The 18,537-nt window shown below is 60.6% G+C and carries 18 protein-coding genes; 8 read left to right on the top strand and 10 right to left on the bottom strand.

Annotated features, from left to right (window positions below; translation table 11 throughout):
• Positions 1–57: 57 nt before the first annotated feature.
• Positions 58–735, bottom strand: a complete 678-nt coding sequence (locus BTHE68_RS22055; protein WP_162068449.1) for a LuxR C-terminal-related transcriptional regulator — start codon at positions 733–735, stop codon at positions 58–60.
• 51 nt (positions 736–786) lie between these two features.
• Between BTHE68_RS22055 and BTHE68_RS22050 the strand changes: the two genes are divergently transcribed.
• From BTHE68_RS22050 to BTHE68_RS22035, 4 genes are all read left to right on the top strand, one after another.
• On the top strand, positions 787–1,407 hold the full coding sequence (locus tag BTHE68_RS22050) for an isochorismatase family protein (protein ID WP_162068448.1): 621 nt from the start codon (positions 787–789) through the stop codon (positions 1,405–1,407).
• 212 nt (positions 1,408–1,619) lie between these two features.
• Entirely contained in the window at positions 1,620–2,951 is a 1,332-nt protein-coding gene (locus BTHE68_RS22045) for an MFS transporter (RefSeq protein WP_162068447.1), read from the top strand.
• A 500-nt stretch (positions 2,952–3,451) separates the two neighbouring features.
• Positions 3,452–4,099, top strand: coding sequence for a cysteine hydrolase family protein (locus BTHE68_RS22040; RefSeq protein WP_162068446.1), 648 nt, complete (start codon positions 3,452–3,454; stop codon positions 4,097–4,099).
• 89 nt (positions 4,100–4,188) lie between these two features.
• The gene (locus BTHE68_RS22035; protein WP_162068445.1) at positions 4,189–5,136 is read left to right on the top strand and encodes an alpha/beta fold hydrolase; all 948 of its coding nucleotides are present in this window, start codon (positions 4,189–4,191) and stop codon (positions 5,134–5,136) included.
• A 106-nt stretch (positions 5,137–5,242) separates the two neighbouring features.
• On the opposite strand, the gene BTHE68_RS22030 is transcribed toward BTHE68_RS22035, so the two are convergent.
• From BTHE68_RS22030 to BTHE68_RS22020, 3 genes are all read right to left on the bottom strand, one after another.
• On the bottom strand, positions 5,243–5,785 hold the full coding sequence (locus tag BTHE68_RS22030; RefSeq protein ID WP_162068444.1) for a cytochrome P460 family protein: 543 nt from the start codon (positions 5,783–5,785) through the stop codon (positions 5,243–5,245).
• A gap of 139 nt (positions 5,786–5,924) precedes the next feature.
• Entirely contained in the window at positions 5,925–7,286 is a 1,362-nt protein-coding gene (locus BTHE68_RS22025; RefSeq protein WP_162068443.1) for an FAD-dependent oxidoreductase, read from the bottom strand.
• Between the two features lie 284 nt (positions 7,287–7,570).
• Entirely contained in the window at positions 7,571–8,380 is an 810-nt protein-coding gene (locus tag BTHE68_RS22020; RefSeq protein ID WP_232078078.1) for a GntR family transcriptional regulator, read from the bottom strand.
• A gap of 9 nt (positions 8,381–8,389) precedes the next feature.
• Here BTHE68_RS22020 and BTHE68_RS22015 point away from each other — a divergent pair, with 9 nt between their 5' ends.
• From BTHE68_RS22015 to BTHE68_RS22005, 3 genes are read left to right on the top strand one after another with little or no spacing between them, the layout of a single operon-like run.
• Positions 8,390–9,121 carry an enoyl-CoA hydratase/isomerase family protein gene (locus BTHE68_RS22015; protein ID WP_162069134.1) on the top strand — a complete coding sequence of 244 codons (732 nt, stop codon included), beginning with the start codon at positions 8,390–8,392 and terminating at the stop codon, positions 9,119–9,121.
• 50 nt (positions 9,122–9,171) lie between these two features.
• A complete protein-coding gene (locus tag BTHE68_RS22010) occupies positions 9,172–10,560 on the top strand; it encodes an MFS transporter (RefSeq protein ID WP_162068442.1) in 1,389 nt (462 codons plus the stop codon).
• A gap of 20 nt (positions 10,561–10,580) precedes the next feature.
• Complete coding sequence (locus BTHE68_RS22005; protein WP_162068441.1) at positions 10,581–12,092, top strand: aldehyde dehydrogenase; 1,512 nt, start codon at positions 10,581–10,583, stop codon at positions 12,090–12,092.
• 194 nt (positions 12,093–12,286) lie between these two features.
• Here the strand turns inward: BTHE68_RS22005 and BTHE68_RS22000 are convergent, their stop codons facing one another.
• From BTHE68_RS22000 to BTHE68_RS21975, 6 genes are all read right to left on the bottom strand, one after another.
• Entirely contained in the window at positions 12,287–12,742 is a 456-nt protein-coding gene (locus tag BTHE68_RS22000) for a RidA family protein (RefSeq protein WP_162068440.1), read from the bottom strand.
• Positions 12,743–12,857: 115 nt separating this feature from the next.
• The gene (locus tag BTHE68_RS21995; RefSeq protein WP_232078077.1) at positions 12,858–13,649 is read right to left on the bottom strand and encodes an IclR family transcriptional regulator; all 792 of its coding nucleotides are present in this window, start codon (positions 13,647–13,649) and stop codon (positions 12,858–12,860) included.
• Positions 13,650–13,699: 50 nt separating this feature from the next.
• Positions 13,700–14,434 (bottom strand): amino acid ABC transporter ATP-binding protein, encoded by a 735-nt coding sequence (locus tag BTHE68_RS21990; protein ID WP_162068439.1) that lies wholly within the window; start codon positions 14,432–14,434, stop codon positions 13,700–13,702.
• Between the two features lie 14 nt (positions 14,435–14,448).
• Positions 14,449–15,141 carry an amino acid ABC transporter permease gene (locus tag BTHE68_RS21985; protein ID WP_162068438.1) on the bottom strand — a complete coding sequence of 231 codons (693 nt, stop codon included), beginning with the start codon at positions 15,139–15,141 and terminating at the stop codon, positions 14,449–14,451.
• Positions 15,142–15,174: 33 nt separating this feature from the next.
• Entirely contained in the window at positions 15,175–15,966 is a 792-nt protein-coding gene (locus BTHE68_RS21980) for an ABC transporter substrate-binding protein (protein WP_162068437.1), read from the bottom strand.
• Between the two features lie 44 nt (positions 15,967–16,010).
• Complete coding sequence (locus BTHE68_RS21975) at positions 16,011–16,904, bottom strand: arginase family protein (protein WP_162069132.1); 894 nt, start codon at positions 16,902–16,904, stop codon at positions 16,011–16,013.
• A gap of 254 nt (positions 16,905–17,158) precedes the next feature.
• Here BTHE68_RS21975 and BTHE68_RS21970 point away from each other — a divergent pair, with 254 nt between their 5' ends.
• Positions 17,159–18,532: an aspartate aminotransferase family protein gene (locus BTHE68_RS21970; RefSeq protein WP_162068436.1), complete on the top strand. Its 1,374-nt coding sequence runs from the start codon at positions 17,159–17,161 to the stop codon at positions 18,530–18,532.
• The last annotated feature ends 5 nt before the right edge of the window (positions 18,533–18,537 follow it).

The following is an 18,537-nucleotide window of genomic DNA, read 5'->3' as shown; positions in this document are numbered from 1 at the left end:
AACCCAATCTTTTAGCGATGCGCCTTCTGACCTCACAGCCAGTACGCGATGGTGACCCTACGCGAGGAGCGTTTTAACCAGCTCGTGTGTTGAAGGGGCATCGAATTTCTTGAGCAGCTTTCCTCGGAAGACCTCGACTGTCCGAGGGCTGATCCCAAGCGCTATGCCGATCTCCTTGGCAGTCTGATTCTGGATGAGCAACGCGGCCACATCGCGTTCGCGCTTGGTCATCGAATTCTTGGCCGCTGCGATCAACTTGTTGGCGGAGCTTGCTCCGCCTGACAGACTTGCTGCGACGCCCATCTCGGAGAAGAACCAGAGCGCTTCGCGGTATGGGTCGTCACGATGTTCGCTGACGCCCGTCACGTTCACCCAGAAGAGCTCACCATCGAGCCTCTGCATCGCGCGAGGTTCGGTGATTCGACCAAACTTCTTCAGCGCCGGAATCACACGCGCACCGAACCTCCTGAAAGCCTCCTCGTTCGGGTAAAGAATTCGTACCGTCTGTCCGATCAGCACGTCGCCGTCCGCGCGAAACATATTCCGGAATTGCAGGTTGCAGGCGGATATCGTGCGCTGACGCGTGACCATGAGGGCAACCGGGACGTCCTCGAAAACCTGCTGATAATCGATCGGCCCGATGCCGGGCGCAGTTGGTGTTGTCCGCAATGCGGCCTCCTCGCTGTAGGGTGATTCCGTACGTAATCGATACGTATTGGTGTAAGTATCCTGCACTCGTAGACTCTTAAGTGCAATGACTTTCAACCTGTTGACTTGGAGGAAGAAATGGACGACTACAAGAATCGCTCGTATGGAGCCGTCGGGATTGGTATGAAGGGGAAGGTCGGAATCGTCGTCGTGGATTATCAACTCGCGTTCACCGATCCGAAATATCCGCTCGGCGGAGCGCCGCTCGTCATGCGCGGGCTTGAAAATACGGCGCGTCTGCTCAAGATCGCCCGGGCGCACAACGTACCTGTCGCGACCTGTTTCACCGCCTATAAATGCGAGCGCGACATGCCGTACTGGAAGGTGGCCGCGGTTCGCGATCAGTTCAGACTGGACCATCCAAGTTCGGCTCTGGACCCGCTGATTTACGACGAAAACTACGACGTCGTGGTCTGCAAGTCCGGGCCGTCGATATTCTTCCAGACGCCAGTCGTCCCGTATTTCATTAAGGAGGGCGTAGAGACTATTATCGTCACTGGCTGCAACACGAGCGGATGTATCCGTGCATCCACCATCGACAGTTTCCAGTGGGGTTTCCGTACGGTCGTTCCTGAAGACTGTGTCGGCGATATCGAAGAAGGACCGCACCGCGACAACCTGCGCGATGTGGCCCGGCGATACGCAGATGTGTCGAGCGCCGACGAAGTGATCGCGTATATCAAGCAATCGACGCGTTAGCCGCTCGCGTCGCTCCGCTTATCGACCTGATCGCGAACGCTGCGGAGTGACCGCGGCGTTCCGATCAGGGAATGCGGAAGCAGCGAAGCGCATGGTTTCACCCTCTCGATCGGTTCGGCGTCGTGCTGCGCCGCCCCTTACCCAAACCATGTCTACTTTCGTCGCGAGCGATCCGGTGGCGGCGCGCGGTCGACATACTCACGGAGGCTCCCATGAATCAAGCCCGCGCCGTCGACGTACCCGAAAGGGACGAAGTCGAACTTGGTATGAAGAAGATTGCCATTGCGAGCGTCATAGGCACCACGGTCGAATGGTACGACCTGTTCGTGTTCGCGACCGCATCAGCGCTCGTGTTCAATAAGGTTTTCTTTCCAGGCTTCGTCCCGCTCGTCGGCACCTTGCTCGCGTTCGGCACATTCGCCTCTGCGTATCTGGCACGTATTGCGGGCGCTGCATTGTTCGGCCATTTCGGCGATCGGCGGGGACGCAAGTCGATGTTGCTGGTGTCACTGATGATGATGGGACTTGCCACGTTTTGCATCGGGCTGTTGCCGGACTATGGGTCGATTGGTATCTGGGCGCCGCTGATGCTGCTCACGCTTCGCGTCGTGCAGGGGCTTGCGCTTGGCGGAGAATGGGGCGGCGCGGTGTTGATGGCAGTCGAGCACGCGCCCGCGAATCGGCGTGGCCTTTATGGATCATGGGTGCAGATCGGTGTGCCTGCAGGCACGTTGATCGCCAATCTTGCTTTCCTGTTGAGCGACGCGCTGTTGCCCAGCGGAGCGATGGTCGCCTGGGGCTGGCGCATTCCTTTCCTGCTCAGCGCCTTGCTGGTCCTCGTCGGTCTTTACGTGCGCCTGAACACATCCGAAACGCCGTCGTTTCAGAGGACCAAAAGCGCCGGCGAACAGGTAAAGGTGCCGTTGTTCGAATTGCTGGGGAAACACTGGAAACTGGTGCTCCTCGGAGGAGTCGCCACCATGTCGACCGGCACGTCGTTCAATCTTATCGTCGCGTTCGGACTGACGTATGGAACACAGACACTCGGCTTTTCGCGCAGTGCGATGCTGACGATCGCGCTCATATCATGCGCGCTCTGCATCCTGATGTTGCCCGCATTCGGACGACTCTCCGATGTGATCGGCCGTAAGCCAGTGATCGTTGGCGGTATTGCGGCCGAGGCATTGCTGGCTTTTCCGCTCTTCTGGCTGCTCGACACCCACGAGTTCTCGTTTGCGCTTCTCGGTTACCTGCTGATGATGACTGCCTTTGCCGCGAACTATGGACCGATTGCAACGTTTCTGGCCGAGCTGTTCGGCACCCGGATTCGCTATTCGGGGCTGTCGGTCAGTTACATGCTCTCCGGTCTGTTGGGCAGCGCGGTGACGCCCATTGTCACGACGGCGCTACTCTCGGCAACGGGGAAGGGCTCATCGATAGCCTGGTTCATGGTGGGATCCGCGGTCATATCGGCTTCCGCGTTGCTGTTGCTGATAGAGACCCGCCGTCGAGATCTGACGACGGCGACCCTGCGTGGATGGTAGCTCGGCTATGCGTCAGGGCGGCCGATACCTTTAGACGTCAGTCGCGTTCGCCCCACTACGAAGCTTCGAAAACCTTCAGGCCGCCGTTCAGCAACCCGGCGTCACGATCTACGTGACTTACGCAGGCGAACCTGGCGTTTGTTTCGATCGCGCGGCTTACGTCGATCATCATCTGCCGCTCGTAAGGGGGCAGATGCAGGGTATCCGCAGCGAAACACAGCAGAAGAAAGCTCTGATGACCTTATCTGATCAGACAATAACGGTAGTGTCAGGAGCAAAGTGGTCGACTAGACTTATGTTTCAACCGGCTACGCATCCGCAGCAAGCGTCCCAGCCGGCTGCACGCGGTCGCCCCGCGCGTGGAGTTGAGTCGGGCGCTTGTTGTCGGCGATGTGAACTGATCGATTGCCTTTGAGCGCTCTTGCCTGTTCGCGCTGGCGGCCCGGAGCACGTGAACGACTTCTTACGCTGCCCTTTATCTCTTGTGAAAAGGCCTTGTGATGAATTTCGATCAAAGCGATACGGCGGTGGTCTTCATCGACCCGCAGAACGATGTCCTGAGCCCGTCCGGGAAAAACTGGGGGGCGGTAGGTGCGAGTGTCACGGAGAACAAAACGGTTGAAAACATGCTGAGAATATTTGCAGCGGCGAAATCAGCAGATTTCAATGTTTTCATATCGCCCCATTACTTCTTTCCGACCGATCGTGCGTGGAAGTTCAATGGTCCGCTGGAGGCAGACGAGTTTTCAACCGGTACGTTCGCACGCGAGGGCCCTTTGAACCTGCTGGGTTTTCAAGGATCGGGCGCGGACTGGCTTGAGGAATTCAAGCCCTACATCGATGATGGCCGCACCGTCATCGCGAGTCCCCACAAGGTTTTCGGGCCGCAGACCAACGACCTTGTACTGCAATTGCGCAAACGCTACGTGCGAAAGGTGATCCTCGGCGGCATGCTTGCCAACATGTGTGTCGAGGCTCATCTGCGGGATTTACTCGAACAGGGTTTCGAGGTTTATGTCGTAGCCGACGCGACCGCAGGGCCTCGCCATCCCGTTTGGGGAGATGGCTATAAAGCCGCAATGATCAACTACGCATTTCTCGCGCACGCTGTGATTTCCACTGACGAGGTCGTCGCGACGATGGGTTGAGCTTTTGATTGTCGGCGTCCAGATCTCTCGATCTCACAAGTCTTTTGGTTCCGAGTCGCGGGTCACCTATTAGCCCATGGAGCATCGTTATGAACAGTGTCGCTTCGAGTGCTACATCTGCTGTCAACCTCTCAAAGACCGCCTTCCCTGTCACACATCACCGAACGGCGGAAATCGAAGGACTAAAGATTTTTTACCGGGAGGCCGGGCCGCCGGACGCGCCTGTGGTTCTCCTATTGCATGGCTTTCCGACGTCGTCGCACATGTTCAGGCACCTGATTCCTGCGCTCGCCGACCGTTACCATGTGATTGCGCCGGATTATCCCGGCTATGGTCAAAGCGACATGCCGGATCACACGGAGTTTGCATACACGTTCGACCGATTCAGCGAACTGGTAGGCAGCCTTCTCGATCAACTCGGCGTTAGCCGCTACGCAATGTATGTCATGGACTACGGTGCGCCTGTCGGCTGGCGACTTGCACTGAAGCATCCGGACCGCGTGACAGGCTTCATCGTCCAGAACGGGAATGCATACGACGAAGGTCTCAAGGCGTTCTGGGACCCTATCAAAACCTATTGGGCCGACGGCTCGGATGCAAGCCGAAAAGCGTTGCTGTCGCTACTCACTATCGAGACGACCATCTTTCAATATACCGACGGTGTATCCGATCGCAGCCGTATATCGCCGGACAACTGGGTCCACGATCAAGCATTGCTCGATCGCCCGGGCAACAATGATATCCAGCTCGACCTGTTCTATGACTATGGAACCAATCTGCCTCTATACCCGCGAGTGCAGGCGTACTTCCGGGAGTTCAAACCTCCGATGCTGATCGTGTGGGGCAAGAACGACTTCATCTTCCCGGCGGACGGTGCGTATCCGTACAAAAACGATCTGCCGGACGTCGAGACCCATTTGCTTGATACGGGTCATTTTGCGCTGGAAGACAAGGCAGATGAGATGGTGCCGCTGATACGTGATTTTCTTGCGCGAAACGTGGATTCGACATCTCGGTCTAGTAACACGGCAATATGAGTCTCAGTCAGGCTATCCACTTGTGGCTGCACCGGTCAGCTCCGCGGATTTCGTCGACGTACCGCATTTCGGCAGAGACGCGGTCTTCTCGGCGCTGCAAGCTGACCTACTTTGAATAGGTCGTGAACACGAAATCTGCGCTAGCTGGCAATTTCGCATGGCAAGCAAAGCAGCTATTGATAATCTTCAAACTCGGATTGGCCTTACCGTTCTCGAACTGCCCGTAACCCCATCCGCCCGTATTCGCGTAACGCCTGGAGTCCTTTACCTCGATCTGAACATTGGTTGGTGCTCCAGCGACGAATGACTGTTCGCGGCCGAAAATCGCGTTGTTCCGTTCTGACGATACATATTCGTAGGCGAGCCGCACGATGATGGAACCGTCTGGAAAGGGCAACGTCCTTTCCTTGAGGGCTTTCATTGCGATGCCGTTTCCGAGAATGCCGCGGATATCATTGTTGTTGCCCGCTTCATGCGCCACGCTGATGAATTGCCAATCGCGGTAGCCTGCAGGAAGGGTCACGCCGAACACCGGCGAGGCCCGTCCGTCTGATGCCGACGACGTGCTTTCTTCTGCCGCGGTCGATAGAGAAATCGAACCGGAGAGCGACGTCGATATCAGCGCCAGCACGATAAGTTTGCGAGTCATCTCAAGAGCCTCCGAATCGAATGCGCATCGCGCAAGCCTGATTTCAAGCTAGTTCTGCGACTTATCTTTGTCAAGGCTAGAGCGCGGCGCGCGGCAAGGCCCGCGCGTCGGCGGTTTGCACACCGAACCCTTCGCACCATCAATCGACCTTGCGCGGCGGCACCGTGGCGAGCAGGATATTGAGGCCTTCGGAAATTAACGGGTGTGAAATGATCGCGTCGCGCACCGCCGTGTAAGGCAGGTTGCCAAGCATGGCCATCTGCACCGCTGTGACGACATCGCCCGCGTTCGTGCCCAGCATCGTAAAGCCGAGAATGCGGTCTGAATGCGCGTCGATCAGGATCTTCATGAAGCCGCTTGTGGCACCATTCGTGCGGGCGCGCGGTATCGCCGTCATCGGCAGTTTGGCGACGCGCACTGCGATACCCTGTGCTTTTGCTTCCGCTTCATTCAGGCCGATCCGGCCGAGTTCCGGCTCGATAAAGAGCGCGTACGGAACGACCCTTCCGGTTGTCGTCTTCGAGCCGCCGGCAAGTTGCGACTTCAGCACGCGATAGTCGTCGAACGAAGCGTGCGTGAACATGGGTGTACCGGCCACTTCGCCGATCGCCCACGTGTTGTGTGCCGTGGTGGCGAGTCGCTCGTCCACCTTGATGAATCCGCGCGCATCGACCTCCACGCCGGCTGCATCGAGACCGAGCGTTTTGGTGACCGGTATGCGTCCGGCCGCGGCGAGTATGTGGCTGCCGGATACCTTGTCGCCGTTATCGAGCTCGATCTCCACGGCTTGCCCCGACGTGCCGGTCACCTTGACCGGTCTCACGCCTACACGAACGTCGATGCCTTCTTCCTTCAGCGAGGCTTCGATCAGCGACGTGACGTCCTCGTCCTCCCGCATCGCAACGCGCGGTGCTTCCTGAATCAGCGTAACCGGGGCGCCGAGCCGGCGAAACGCCTGCGCCATTTCCAGGCCGATATAACCACCACCTATTACGATCAGATGCTCCGGTGTCACATCGAGTTGCAGCGCTTCGACGTGCGTCAACGGTCCAGCCGCCCGCAAACCCGGGACGTCCGGAATGGCAGCGGTCGTGCCGGTGTTGATGAGCACGTGTTCGCCTTCCAGCTGTCGCGCCGAACCATCGTTCATCTGGACATGAATGCGTCGCGGGCCGATGAAATGTCCCGTGCCCAACAGCAAATCGAAACCCGAGTCGACGAAGGCTTTCATGTTGATATCGACCATGCCTTCGACGACCGCCCGTACGTTACGCGTGACCTGCGCCATGTCGGCTTTGGCCGTTTTGCTGACATGTGCTACCCGCGCTTGCTGGATCAGCGTCTTGGTCGGAATACATGCGACATTGATGCACGAGCCGCCAATCATTCCGCGTTCGATCAGCGCAACCTGCCGACCCGCGTTGGCCAGTTCCATGGCAAGCGTCTTGCCGCCTTTTCCGCCACCGAGGAAAACATACTCATAGTGCTCGACGTTCGGCATTTGAGCCTCCTGTGTGCTATCGACTGAGTTTGCAGCGTCGGCGCCCGCTGTGGCGACTGCGACGACCGCTGACGAATCAAGTCTAGCGGTGGCGAACTCGAAAGCACATGCTCGATCGGCTCACAAACAGGCTTGAGCGGCTCAACGCCTTCGTCCGGCAGGACTATGGACAGGGTGGGCGGATTGGCTCATTCGAAGTGGCACGTGCATTGGAAGCGGTTAACGCAGCACAAGGCCGAAGAAAGCGAAACGTCAGGAGAGCAAATGCCCTCCTGACCCGAGCCTCAATCGGTGGTGCTCTTGAGAACGTCGAGCGCCGCGGCGCACGCTCCACGCAACTGCTCGCGCATCAGCTCTTCAACTTGCGGCGAACGTGCGACGATTGCATCGCGGATCTTCTTCGCCATGTCGAACGATGCGCGCATCCGCCCGCCGCGCGCCATCGCGATGCGCCGAAGGCGTCGCACGGGACCGATCAGCGCGGCATGGTTCTCCTGCAAAGTGCGATTGTCAGCGATCGTCATGACGATCGCGTAGTACCGGTCGAGCGCGTCGACATAAGCGGCGGAGTCGTCGATGTCTACGCTCGCCTGCATAGCCGCGATCACGTCGTCGAGCTGCGCCGTACCCAATGGCGTGATCCGTTCAGACGCGAGCTGCACTGCCAGGCATTCGAGCGCCGCACGCACCGTGTAGATTTCCTCGACATCGCGCAAGGTCACCGTTCGCACGAATGCCCCGACGCGGGGCACGATATTCACCAGACCCTCTCGTTCGAGCTGTGCGAACGCTTCACGCATCGGTGTTCGGCTGACGTTCAGTTGTTTGGCGACCTGAACCTCGGAAAGTCGGCTTCCCGGCCTCAACACACCTTCCACGATCGCCTCACGCAACGAGGGAATGACCACGCCTTCGCTCAGCGAATCTCCAGAAGCGTCCACCGCACGCAGCCGCGCGTGATGGCGCTCCGCGATGCCTTCCAGCGTCGGCGTGACCGCAGCGGCATGGTTTGTCACGCGTTTGCGAACAGTTTTTGCAGCAGGCATTGACACCTCGGTGATTATTTGAATACGCTGTATACAGATTATACACACGGAGACGTCATGGATCGAGATCTTCTGCCGGAGCCGGTTCTGATCGACAGGGCAGACGGCGTGCTGACCTTTACGCTGAATCGACCTGAGTGCGGCAACGAGATTTCGGCCTCCATGTTCGAGGCCATGTCCGCCGCGCTGCGCGCCGAAGCGCAAGACCCGATAGCGCGTGTGCTGCGAATCCGCGCTGCGGGTGACGCGTTCTGCGTCGGTCGCGAGCGTGCGGGCGTGGATGCGGTGTCGATTCGCAGGGAAGTCGCGCGTCTCATCGAGATGAAGCGGCTCGTGCGGAACACCTCGCTCATCTCAATTGCGCAGGTGCAGGGCGATGCCATGGGTTTTGGTCTTGGCCTCGCGATGTTATGCGATTTCACACTGGTCGCGTCGAACGCGACGCTTGCGTTTCCCGAGATGCGCAAAGGTCTCCCGCCCGCCGCGATCATGGCATACGCGGGGAACTATGCGTTGCCGAAGGCGCTGTTCCCGATGGTGCTGTTTGGCGAAGCGATCACACCCGACGAAGCCTTGCGCGCAGGACTCATCACGCGTATCTGCAACCTCGACGTGTTGCAAACGAACGCCGACGAACTGACGCACCGCATCCTCGCACTTGATGAGACCGGCGCGCGTCAGTGCAAGGCGTTCTTTCAAGCCGCGCAGGAAAGCAGCGTCGAAGAGAACTTTCGCGCTGCAACCGACATGCTCACGGTCAGTTCGTTACGGCTGATGCAAGGTCGCTGAGCCCTTACGATCAGACAACACAAGCACGAGACGGCAAGGAGGAGACAACCATGTACGTCAACGCAGGCCCGAGACTCGACCGTTTGCCGATGTCGCCGTTTCATCGCCGCATCATGTGGCTCATTGGCATAGGCATGTTTTTCGACGGCTTCGATATTTATGTGGCATCGACAGTGCTCGGTGCAACACTGCAAACCGGCTTCTCGACACTTGCGCAGAACGCGGTGTTCGTGTCGCTGACCTTTCTCGGCATGATGCTCGGCTCGCTCGGCACGGGCTTTCTCGGTGACCGTTTCGGGCGGCGTTTCACGTACCAGGCGAATCTCGCGATCTTCGGTCTCGCGTCGCTCGGCGCGGCGCTCGCGCCAAATATGAGCGTGCTGATCGGATGCCGCTTCGTGATGGGCCTCGGACTTGGTGCGGAGAACGTCGTTGGCTATTCGACGTTGACGGAGTTCGTGCCGCCGACCAAACGCGGCAAGCTGCAAGGACTGATGGCCGTGTTCGTCGTGTCGGGCTTGCCTGTGGCGGGCCTGATCGGCCTGTTGCTGATTCCGTCGTTCGGCTGGCGCGCGATGTTCGTGGTCGGCGGACTGGGCGCGCTCGGCGTCTGGTATGCGCGCAAGTCTCTGCCCGAGTCGCCGCGCTGGCTCGAATCGGTTGGCCGCAACGATGAAGCCGAAGCGATCATGACGCGCATCGAAGCCGAAGTCACGCAAGCGCGCGGCGGCGAGTCGCTGCCGCAGGCGATCGTCGCGAAAGCGCCGAACGCCGCGCCCATGTCATTCGGCTCGCTATTTTCTGGCGCCATGCTGTCGCGCATGATCGTCGGCTGCGTGACGCTCGTCGTCATCAATACGCTCTTGTACGGTTTCGTCACGTGGTTGCCGACCTTCTTCGTGCATCAGGGCATGAGTATCGCGAAGTCGTTCGGCTTTGCCCTCGTGATGTCGCTCGGTGCACCGATCGGCAGCGGGATAGGGGCGTTGACCGCCGACGCATGGGGACGCAAACCGACCATCATCGGTGCCTCGTTCGCGGCCATCGTGTTTGGCGCGATCTATCCGTTCGTGTCCAGCACCGTGTTGCTGCCGGTCATCGGTCTTTTGCTCACCATTCCAATCTACGTGCTCGTCGCACTGCTGTTCGCCGTCTACGTGCCGGAGCTTTTTCCCACGCCGGTGCGGCTGCGCGCCTCGGGTATTTGCAACACGCTTGGGCGCGGAGCCACCATCGTCACGCCCTTCATCGTAGTGGCGCTGTTCGCGCAGCACGGCATCGTCGGCGTGCTCGCGTTGATGATCGGCCTGCTTGCGATCCAGATCGTGGTGGTTGCCTGGTTCGGTGTGGAGCCGACCGGCGAACGACTCGAAGACCTGCAACCCGAAGCAGCGAAGACGCACGATGCGCGCCACGCGCACGCTTCGCCTTCGAAATAACCCTATTCAAAGGACCACGCATGGACACATTGAACCCGGATCATCTCAACGCGCAGCTTTTCATCGACGGCGCGTGGACCGATGCCGAAAGCGGCCGTACGATGGACATCGTCAACCCGGCGACGGGCGCGGTGATCGGTGCGCTGGCAAGTGCTGCCGCAAGCGATGTAGACCGCGCGGTGCAAGCGGGCCATCGCGCCTTCGATGGTGGCGCATGGCGCGACATGGCGATCCAGCAGCGCGCACGTGTTCTGAACCGCTTTGCCGATCTGTTCGAAGCCGACCTCGAACAGTTCTACAGACTGGAAACGCTCAACAACGGCCGCCCGATAGCCGAGACGCGCGCGCAGATATCGCGCTTGCCGCAGTTCTATCGCTATTTCGCGGCGCTCGCGCTCACGCGCCGAAGCGACGTGATTCCCATTGAAGGCCCGTATCTGTGCTACACGCAGCGCGTGCCGCTCGGCGTCGTCGCACTGATGACTTCATTCAATCATCCGCTGATGATTCTGTCGAAGAGTCTGGCTCCTGCGCTTGCGACGGGTAACAGCGTCGTGATCAAGGCGTCGGAGCAGACGCCTTTGACGACCGTGCGTCTGGTTCGCCTGCTCGATGAAGCGGGCGTGCCGAAGGGCGTCGTCAATGTGGTCAACGGGGAAGGGCGCGAGGCTGGCGCCGCACTCGCGAGTCATCCGATGATTCGCAAAGTGGCGTTCACGGGCGGCACGGAGGTGGGGCGTTCGATCGGTGAGGCGGCGGCACGAAATTTTGCGCTGACTACGCTCGAACTCGGCGGCAAGGGAGCGGTGATACTCTTCGACGACTTCGACATGAAGCGCGCGGTGAACGGCGCGGCGTTCGCGGCGTTCATCGGTGCGGGACAGACTTGCGTGTGCGGTGCGCGCATTCTCGTGCAGAAGTCGATGTATGCGGAGTTTCTCGAGCACTTCCGTACCAAAGCAGCGAACATTCGCGTCGGCGATCCGACCGACGCAAGTACGCAACTCGGACCTGTGATTTCCGATCGTTCGCGTCGGCGCATCCTTGCGATGCTGGAACGTGCGCAGCAATCGGGCGCAAAGCTGCTGACGGGCGGCGGCGTGCCGCAGGAGCTGAAGGCTGGCTTCTTCCTCGAGCCGACCGTGATGTATGACGTTCCGCCGGAATCGGAAATCGGCCAGGAGGAAGTGTTCGGGCCGGTCACCGTCGTGATGCCGTTCGAAGATGAAGCCGACGCCATTCGCATTGCCAACGCAACGCAGTTCGGCCTCGCCGCATCAGTGTGGACGCAGGACGTCGCGCGGGCGCATCGCGTGGCGTCGAAACTCGAGTTCGGCATGGTGTGGGTCAACGACCATCATCGACTCGACCCTGCTTCACCTTGGGGTGGCTTCAAGAATAGTGGCGTGGGGCGCGAGACGGGCATCGAGTCGTTCGATCAGTTCAGCGAGCCACGCGCCGTTACGGTCAACACGAGCGGCAAGACGGTGGACTGGTACGCCGACGACGGCGAACTGAAGCGGCTGAACTGACCTTCAACGGGACTACCGATGCGCCGAGGATGTGGGCGCGCATCGGTGCTCGCCTCGCCGAATGCAGTCGTCCAGCTTTCCGCGCGCCGATACATGAGCACTGCAAGCCGGCCACCGAAGATGCGTTCGATACCTTGCGCGATGTGACAGGCTGTAATCGCGCGGCGCGGGGTATCGCGTGGATCGGCCCATCTTCATCGCTTCAATTCGAAGATGCTGTCGATCTCAACCGGGATGCCCATCGGCAACGTGTGCACGCCGAGCGCGCTTCGAGCCGGAAGCTTGTCCTGCCCGAACAATGTCAGCAAGAGGTCACTGGCGCCATTGGCTACTTGCGGGTGCTGGATGAACGACTGTTCGGCACGCACATAGACTGTGAGTCGACTGCATCTCTCGACGTTGTCGAGCCCGCATGCCTGATCGACGCAGGCCAGGATCATGAGCATCGTCAGACGTGCCGCGTGCTGCGCCTTTTCCAGAGACATATCCCCGCCGACTATTCCGACGATTGGCTTGCCATCCTCGAAGGGCCCCAGACCGGAGACATAGAGTTGACTCCCCGAAATGGAGACCGTTCGATAGGAGCCGAGCGGGTTGATGGGAGGCGGCAATTCGAGGCCCGCTTGTGCAAGGCGTTCAGATACGTTCATGTTCGGCTCAGAATGATTTGAAGAACAAATAGAGTAGCTGAATCAGTTTTGTTTGAAGCAGTGGGTTCGAAAGCCCGATATACGAAAGGAAATCGGGGCGATTGTCTTCCTGTCCTCAGGCAAAAGAAATATTGGTCCCCCCGATAGCACGCGCCGTCTCGACAACCTGCGGCCCGATCTCCGCTATCGCACGCTCCAGGGTCCAGCGGGTCGAAGGCGCGGAAACGTTGACCGCGCCCACTGGTTTGCCGTTGGGCGCGAGGATCGCCGCCGCGATGTTGATATCGCCGTTGTAGTACTCGCCGTTGGCCCACGCGAAGCCACGCCCGCGCGCTTCGGCCAGCAACTCGTTCAGCCGCGCGAGATCGGTCACGGTCTCCGACGTATACGGCACGCGCTCACAGGCTTCGAGCAGGCCGCGAGCGGTGGGGTCGGGCAGACGCGAAAGGATGGCGCGGCCCGTTGCCGTGCAGTAAACCGGCAAGCGCATGCCGATCGGCATGTTGACGAACATCTCGCGATGCGTCGGAAACCGGGCGATATACACGACATCGTGTCCATCCAGTTCAGCGACGATGCAGGTCTCGCCGCACGCGCGATTGAGCGCATGAACATAGGGATTGGCGCTCTTCACGAGTGCGCTCGTCTGCAGATAACGCAGACCGACTTCGAGTGAACGCGGCGCGAGCGAGTACACCTTGGTCGTTTCATTCTTGTGCAGATAGCCGAGCGCGACGAGCGTGAAGGCGAAGCGCTGAGCGGCGCTCTTGGTCATGCCTGCGGCCTCCGCGAGATCGCCGAGCTTCATGGTCGGGCGGTCTTCGGTGAACGCGGTGAGCAATTGCAGGCCGCGCGCAAGCGAATTGATATAGAGGCGTGATTCTTCGCTTTGCGTCATGTCGTTCATGAGATGTCCAGGTGAGTGCATTCGCGCGAAGGCACGCCGGCACGTGCGCCTCAGGCGAGGATCTGCCCGAGAAACTCGCGTGCCCGCGCCGACTGCGGCGCGCTGAAGAAGCGCCGCGGTTCGCAGCTTTCGACGATCTTGCCATGATCCATGAACACGATGCGATCGCCTACCTCGCGCGCGAAGCCCATTTCGTGCGTGACACAAATCATCGTCATGCCGTCGCGCGCGAGCTGCATCATCGTTTCGAGCACTTCCTTCACCATTTCGGGATCGAGCGCCGAGGTCGGCTCGTCGAACAGCATGATGCGCGGCTGCATGCACAGGCTGCGCGCGATCGCGACACGCTGCTTTTGTCCGCCCGACAACTGTCCCGGATACTTGTTCACATGCGCACCGAGTTTCACGCGTTCAAGGTAATGCATCGCGAGTGCCTCGGCTTCCTTCGCGGGCATTTTTTTCACCAGCCTGAGCGCGGCGGTGCAATTGCCGAGCGCGCTCAGATGCGGAAACAGATTGAAATGCTGAAACACCATGCCGACGTTGGCGCGTACGCGGCGAATATTGGCTGCGCGGCCATCGAGCGCGATGCCGTTGACGACGATCTCGCCCTTCTGATGATCCTCCAGCGCGTTGACGAGGCGGATGGTCGTCGACTTGCCCGAGCCGGACGGGCCGCACAGAATGAGCCGTTCACCCGGTTGTACGTCGAGATCGATGTTGTCGAGCACCTGGAATTCGCCGTACCACTTGGAGACGGCGCGCATCGAAATGATCTGTTCCATGCACAGCGCTCCTGTCAGATCTTCGCAGCGGGATTGTGATCCGGCGCGCCGCTCCAGTAGCCGGGAATCGATAGCGACTTCTCTGCGCGACGGAACAGATACGACAGCGCACCGCACATCACGAAGTAGATCGCGCCGACGAGCGAATACACCAGCAGCGAACGGAACGTCGCGCCGGCGAGCATCTGTCCCGCGCGCATCAGTTCGTACACGCTGATGACCGCGACGAGCGATGTGTCCTTCACGAGTACGAGCGCATAGTTGCCGAGCGCGGGGAAAATCGTGCGTAGCGCCTGCGGCATGACGATCACGCGCATGCGCTGCGCGCGCGTCATGCCGAGCGCGCGCGATGCCTCGAATTGCCCGTTGTCCACCGACTGAATGCCGCCGCGAAACAGCTCCGCGAGATAGGCGCCGAAGTTGAGCACGAGTCCGAGCACGCCCGCGACGAAGCCGGGAATCACCACGCCCAGTTCGGGCAGGCCGTAGTAGAGAAAGAAAAGCTGCACGAGCAGCGGTGTGCCGCGAATGATTTCGATGTACGCCTTCGCAGCCGAGCGCACCGGCGCGACCGACGACATGCGGCAGAAGCACACCGCCAGCCCGAGCGCGACCGACAGCAGCGAGGACGCCGCGAACAGTGCGAAGGTCCACCACGCGCCCTGCAAAAGCGGCTCCAGATAGGTCTTGAGGATGTCGAGCGTCATGGCGGGCTCCGTCATCGGGGTTCGGGTCGGACGTCAGTGACTTTCCATGCTCGCCACGCCCCATCTGGCGAGGATCGTATGCAGTTCGCCGTCCTGCTTCATTTTCGCGAGCGCATCGTTGACGGCGGCGAGCAGCGTCGGATTGTTCTTCTGCGTGCATGCGCCCACTTGCCACTGCTTCTGCGCGCGATAATCGGCGTCGAGCTTCACGCCCGGAATCGACTTCGCCTTGATCTGGTACAGCACGCTCGGCGGATCGACCACGCCGAGATCGATGCGGCCCACACGCACATCGGCCAGAAGCGAGAAGTAGTCCTGATACGTGGATACATCGGTGCCGGGCAGCGCCTTGATCATCTTGTACTGCACGCTGTCGACGAGCGTGCCGACCTTTGCGCCCTTGAAGTCCGTAAGCGAGCCATAGTGCTTCCTGTCGCCATCGCGGACGACGACGCCTTCGCCCCAGCCGTAGATCGGCGCGCTGAAATCGACCACCTGCGCGCGCTCCTCGGTGATGAAGAGCGGCGCGGCCATCACGTCGGCGCGGCCGGACGTGAGGGTCGGGATCAGGCCGTCGAAGGGCACGTCGGTGAGCTTCACCGATACGCCGAGGCGCTTGCCGATCGCATCGGCGACATCGACCATGATGCCTTTCATCGAGTTCGATGCGGGGTCGAGAAAGCCGTGCGGCGGACTCGACGCCGTCGTCACCACGTTCAGTGTCTTCGTCTGCATCACCTCGGCGAGCGTGCGCGCACCCGCGGGCAATGCAATCAGGCTCGCGCAGGCCGCGGCGAGCAGAGGCAGCGATTTCGGACGTGTCATGGCGGGTCTCTTCGCAAGTAATTGAACGATGATCCTGCGTGCGGCTAACGGGATTGCGGCAGCGACTGCGCGGCGAGCGCGCAGCATTCCAGCATGACGGTCGCGGCCAGGAACGCGGTGGCCTCGCCGACGTCCTGCGCGGGCGAAACCGTGTTCACGTCGAAGGAGACGAAATTCATGCCCGCGAACGCGCGCAACAGCGCGATCCCTTCCTTCGGATTCAGGCCGCCCCATTCCGGCGTGCAGACGCCCGGCGCGCACGACGGATCGAAGATGTCCATGTCGAAGCACAGATAAACGGGCCGCGCGCCGATGCGCTCGCGGATTCGCGCGATGCAGCCATCCCGGTCTGCTTCGAATTCGGAGAACGGCACGACGTTGTATCCGAGCGAGCGCCCGAATCCGAGCACGCCGTCCATGAAGGTCGTGCCGCGCGCGCCCACATGAAAACTAGCGTGCGTATCGAGCAGGCCTTCCTCGGACGCGCGCGTGAAGGTGGTGGCCGTGTTGAAACCGTCGAGATCGTAGGTGTCGGTGTGCGCGTCGATATGCAACAGGACGAGATCCGGATGACGCCTCTTCACCGCGCGAAGTTGCGGCAGCGTCACCGCGCCGTCGCCGCCCATCGTGACCGGCGTCATGCCCGCGGCGAGCAGTTCGTCCATCGCTTGCTCGATCAGCGGATAACTGCGCGCGACATCGCCCGGATGACAGTCGACGTTCCCGGCATCGACAAGACGCAGCGCCTCGACCGGATTCGCGACGCGCCCTTGCGGATCGACGAAGAAAGGACGCAGCAGCCGGGACTGACGGCGGATCGCGTCCGGACCTTCGCGCGAGCCGACGCGAAACGGATGCGTACCGCAATCGAACGGCACGCCGAGCACGCATGCGCGAGATGCGCCTTTGGCTGCATCGGTTTTCATCGGCACGCCCATGAAAGTGGCGGATGACATCGATCGCTCCTCTCGGTCCTGTGATCGAGATCATCATATTTCTGCATGTGTCATCACGCAAAGCGGGAAATAAAGATCGCTATGCGATACATCGACCTTGTCCCAGACCCTCGGAAAGGACTTTACAGCCGGAAATCGATCGAATAGCATCGAAGCGAACATACGTGTATCCAGTCTTACAGTTGTAAATTGAGCCGATCACGCACCGCGTGCGTCCAACGACAACGAGGAAGAACATGGAGTCGAACGAAGCCAGCGCGCTGTCTCAGCGCGACGCGCAGTTCCTTCTGCACCCGTTCACGAACGCCGTGAAAAACGCGCAGGAGGGCGGCAAGGTCGTGATGCGCGGGGAAGGCATCTATGTCATCGACGAACACGGGCAAAAGCACATCGAAGCGCTGTCGGGGCTGTGGTGCGTCGCGGTGGGCTTCAGCGAGCAGCGCCTGATCGATGCAGCGACGCGGCAGTTGTCCGTGCTGCCGTTCTATCACGCGTTCGTGCAGCGCTCGCATCAGCCGCTGATCGATCTCGCCGAAAAGCTGATCGGTATGGCGCCCGTGCCGATGAGCAAGGTGTTCTTCACCAACTCGGGCTCGGAGGCGAACGACACCGCGATCAAGCTTCTCTGGTACTGGGCGAACGCGCTCGGCAAGCCGGAAAAGAAGAAGATCATCAGCCGCCAGCGTGCGTATCACGGCGTGACGATCGGCTCGGCGAGTCTCACCGGCATGCCGCACGTCCACGGCGGGTTCGATCTTCCGCTCGACGGCTTCCTGCATCTGACCGCGCCGCATTTCTACCGCGAAGGCAAGGCGGGCGAAACCGAGGATGCGTTCTCCACGCGTCTCGCCGATGAACTCGACTCGCTGATCCAGCGCGAAGGCGCCGACACCATCGCGGCGATGTTCGCGGAGCCGCTGATGGGCGCGGGGGGCGTGATCGCGCCGCCTTCGGGCTATTGGAAGAAGATGCAGGCCGTCTTGCGCAAGCACGACATTCCGCTGGTCGCGGACGAAGTCATCTGTGGATTCGGACGGCTAGGCTGCATGTTCGGCTCGGAGTACTACGGCATGACGCCCGACATCATGATTCTCTCGAAGCAGTTGTCGTCGGCTTATCTGCCGATCTCCGCGCTGATGATCAACGAACGCATCTATCGGCCGGTCGCGGAGGAGAGCGAGCGCCGCATGACCTTCGGTCACGGCTTCACGGCGGGCGGACATCCGGTGGCGGCGGCGGTCGCGCTCGAGAATCTCGCGGTCATCGAGGAACGCGGACTCGTCGGGCGCGCGCGCGTGCTCGGCGAGCGCATGCACGCGCGGCTCGCCGAACTGGCGGCGCATCCGCTCGTCGGCGAGGTGCGCGGAGCCGGGCTGATCGGCGCGATCGAACTGGTGGCGTCGAAAGAGGACAAGAGCCCGCTGGAGATGCCGGGCAAGCTCGGCGCGCTCGCGTCCGAAGCGCTCGCGCGACGGCACGTCATCACGCGCAATATCGGCGATGCCATCGCGCTGTGTCCGCCGCTCATCATCAGCGAGAGCGAACTGGACGATCTGATGCAGCGCGTCAGCGCGGCGATCGACGACGTCGCGCGGCAAGTGAAACCATGACAGGA

Source organism: Burkholderia sp. THE68 (genome assembly GCF_009938265.1).
GTDB lineage: Bacteria > Pseudomonadota > Gammaproteobacteria > Burkholderiales > Burkholderiaceae > Caballeronia.
The sequence above is the reverse complement of the archived record's forward strand: the minus strand, read 5'-3'. Positions and strand labels throughout refer to the sequence as shown.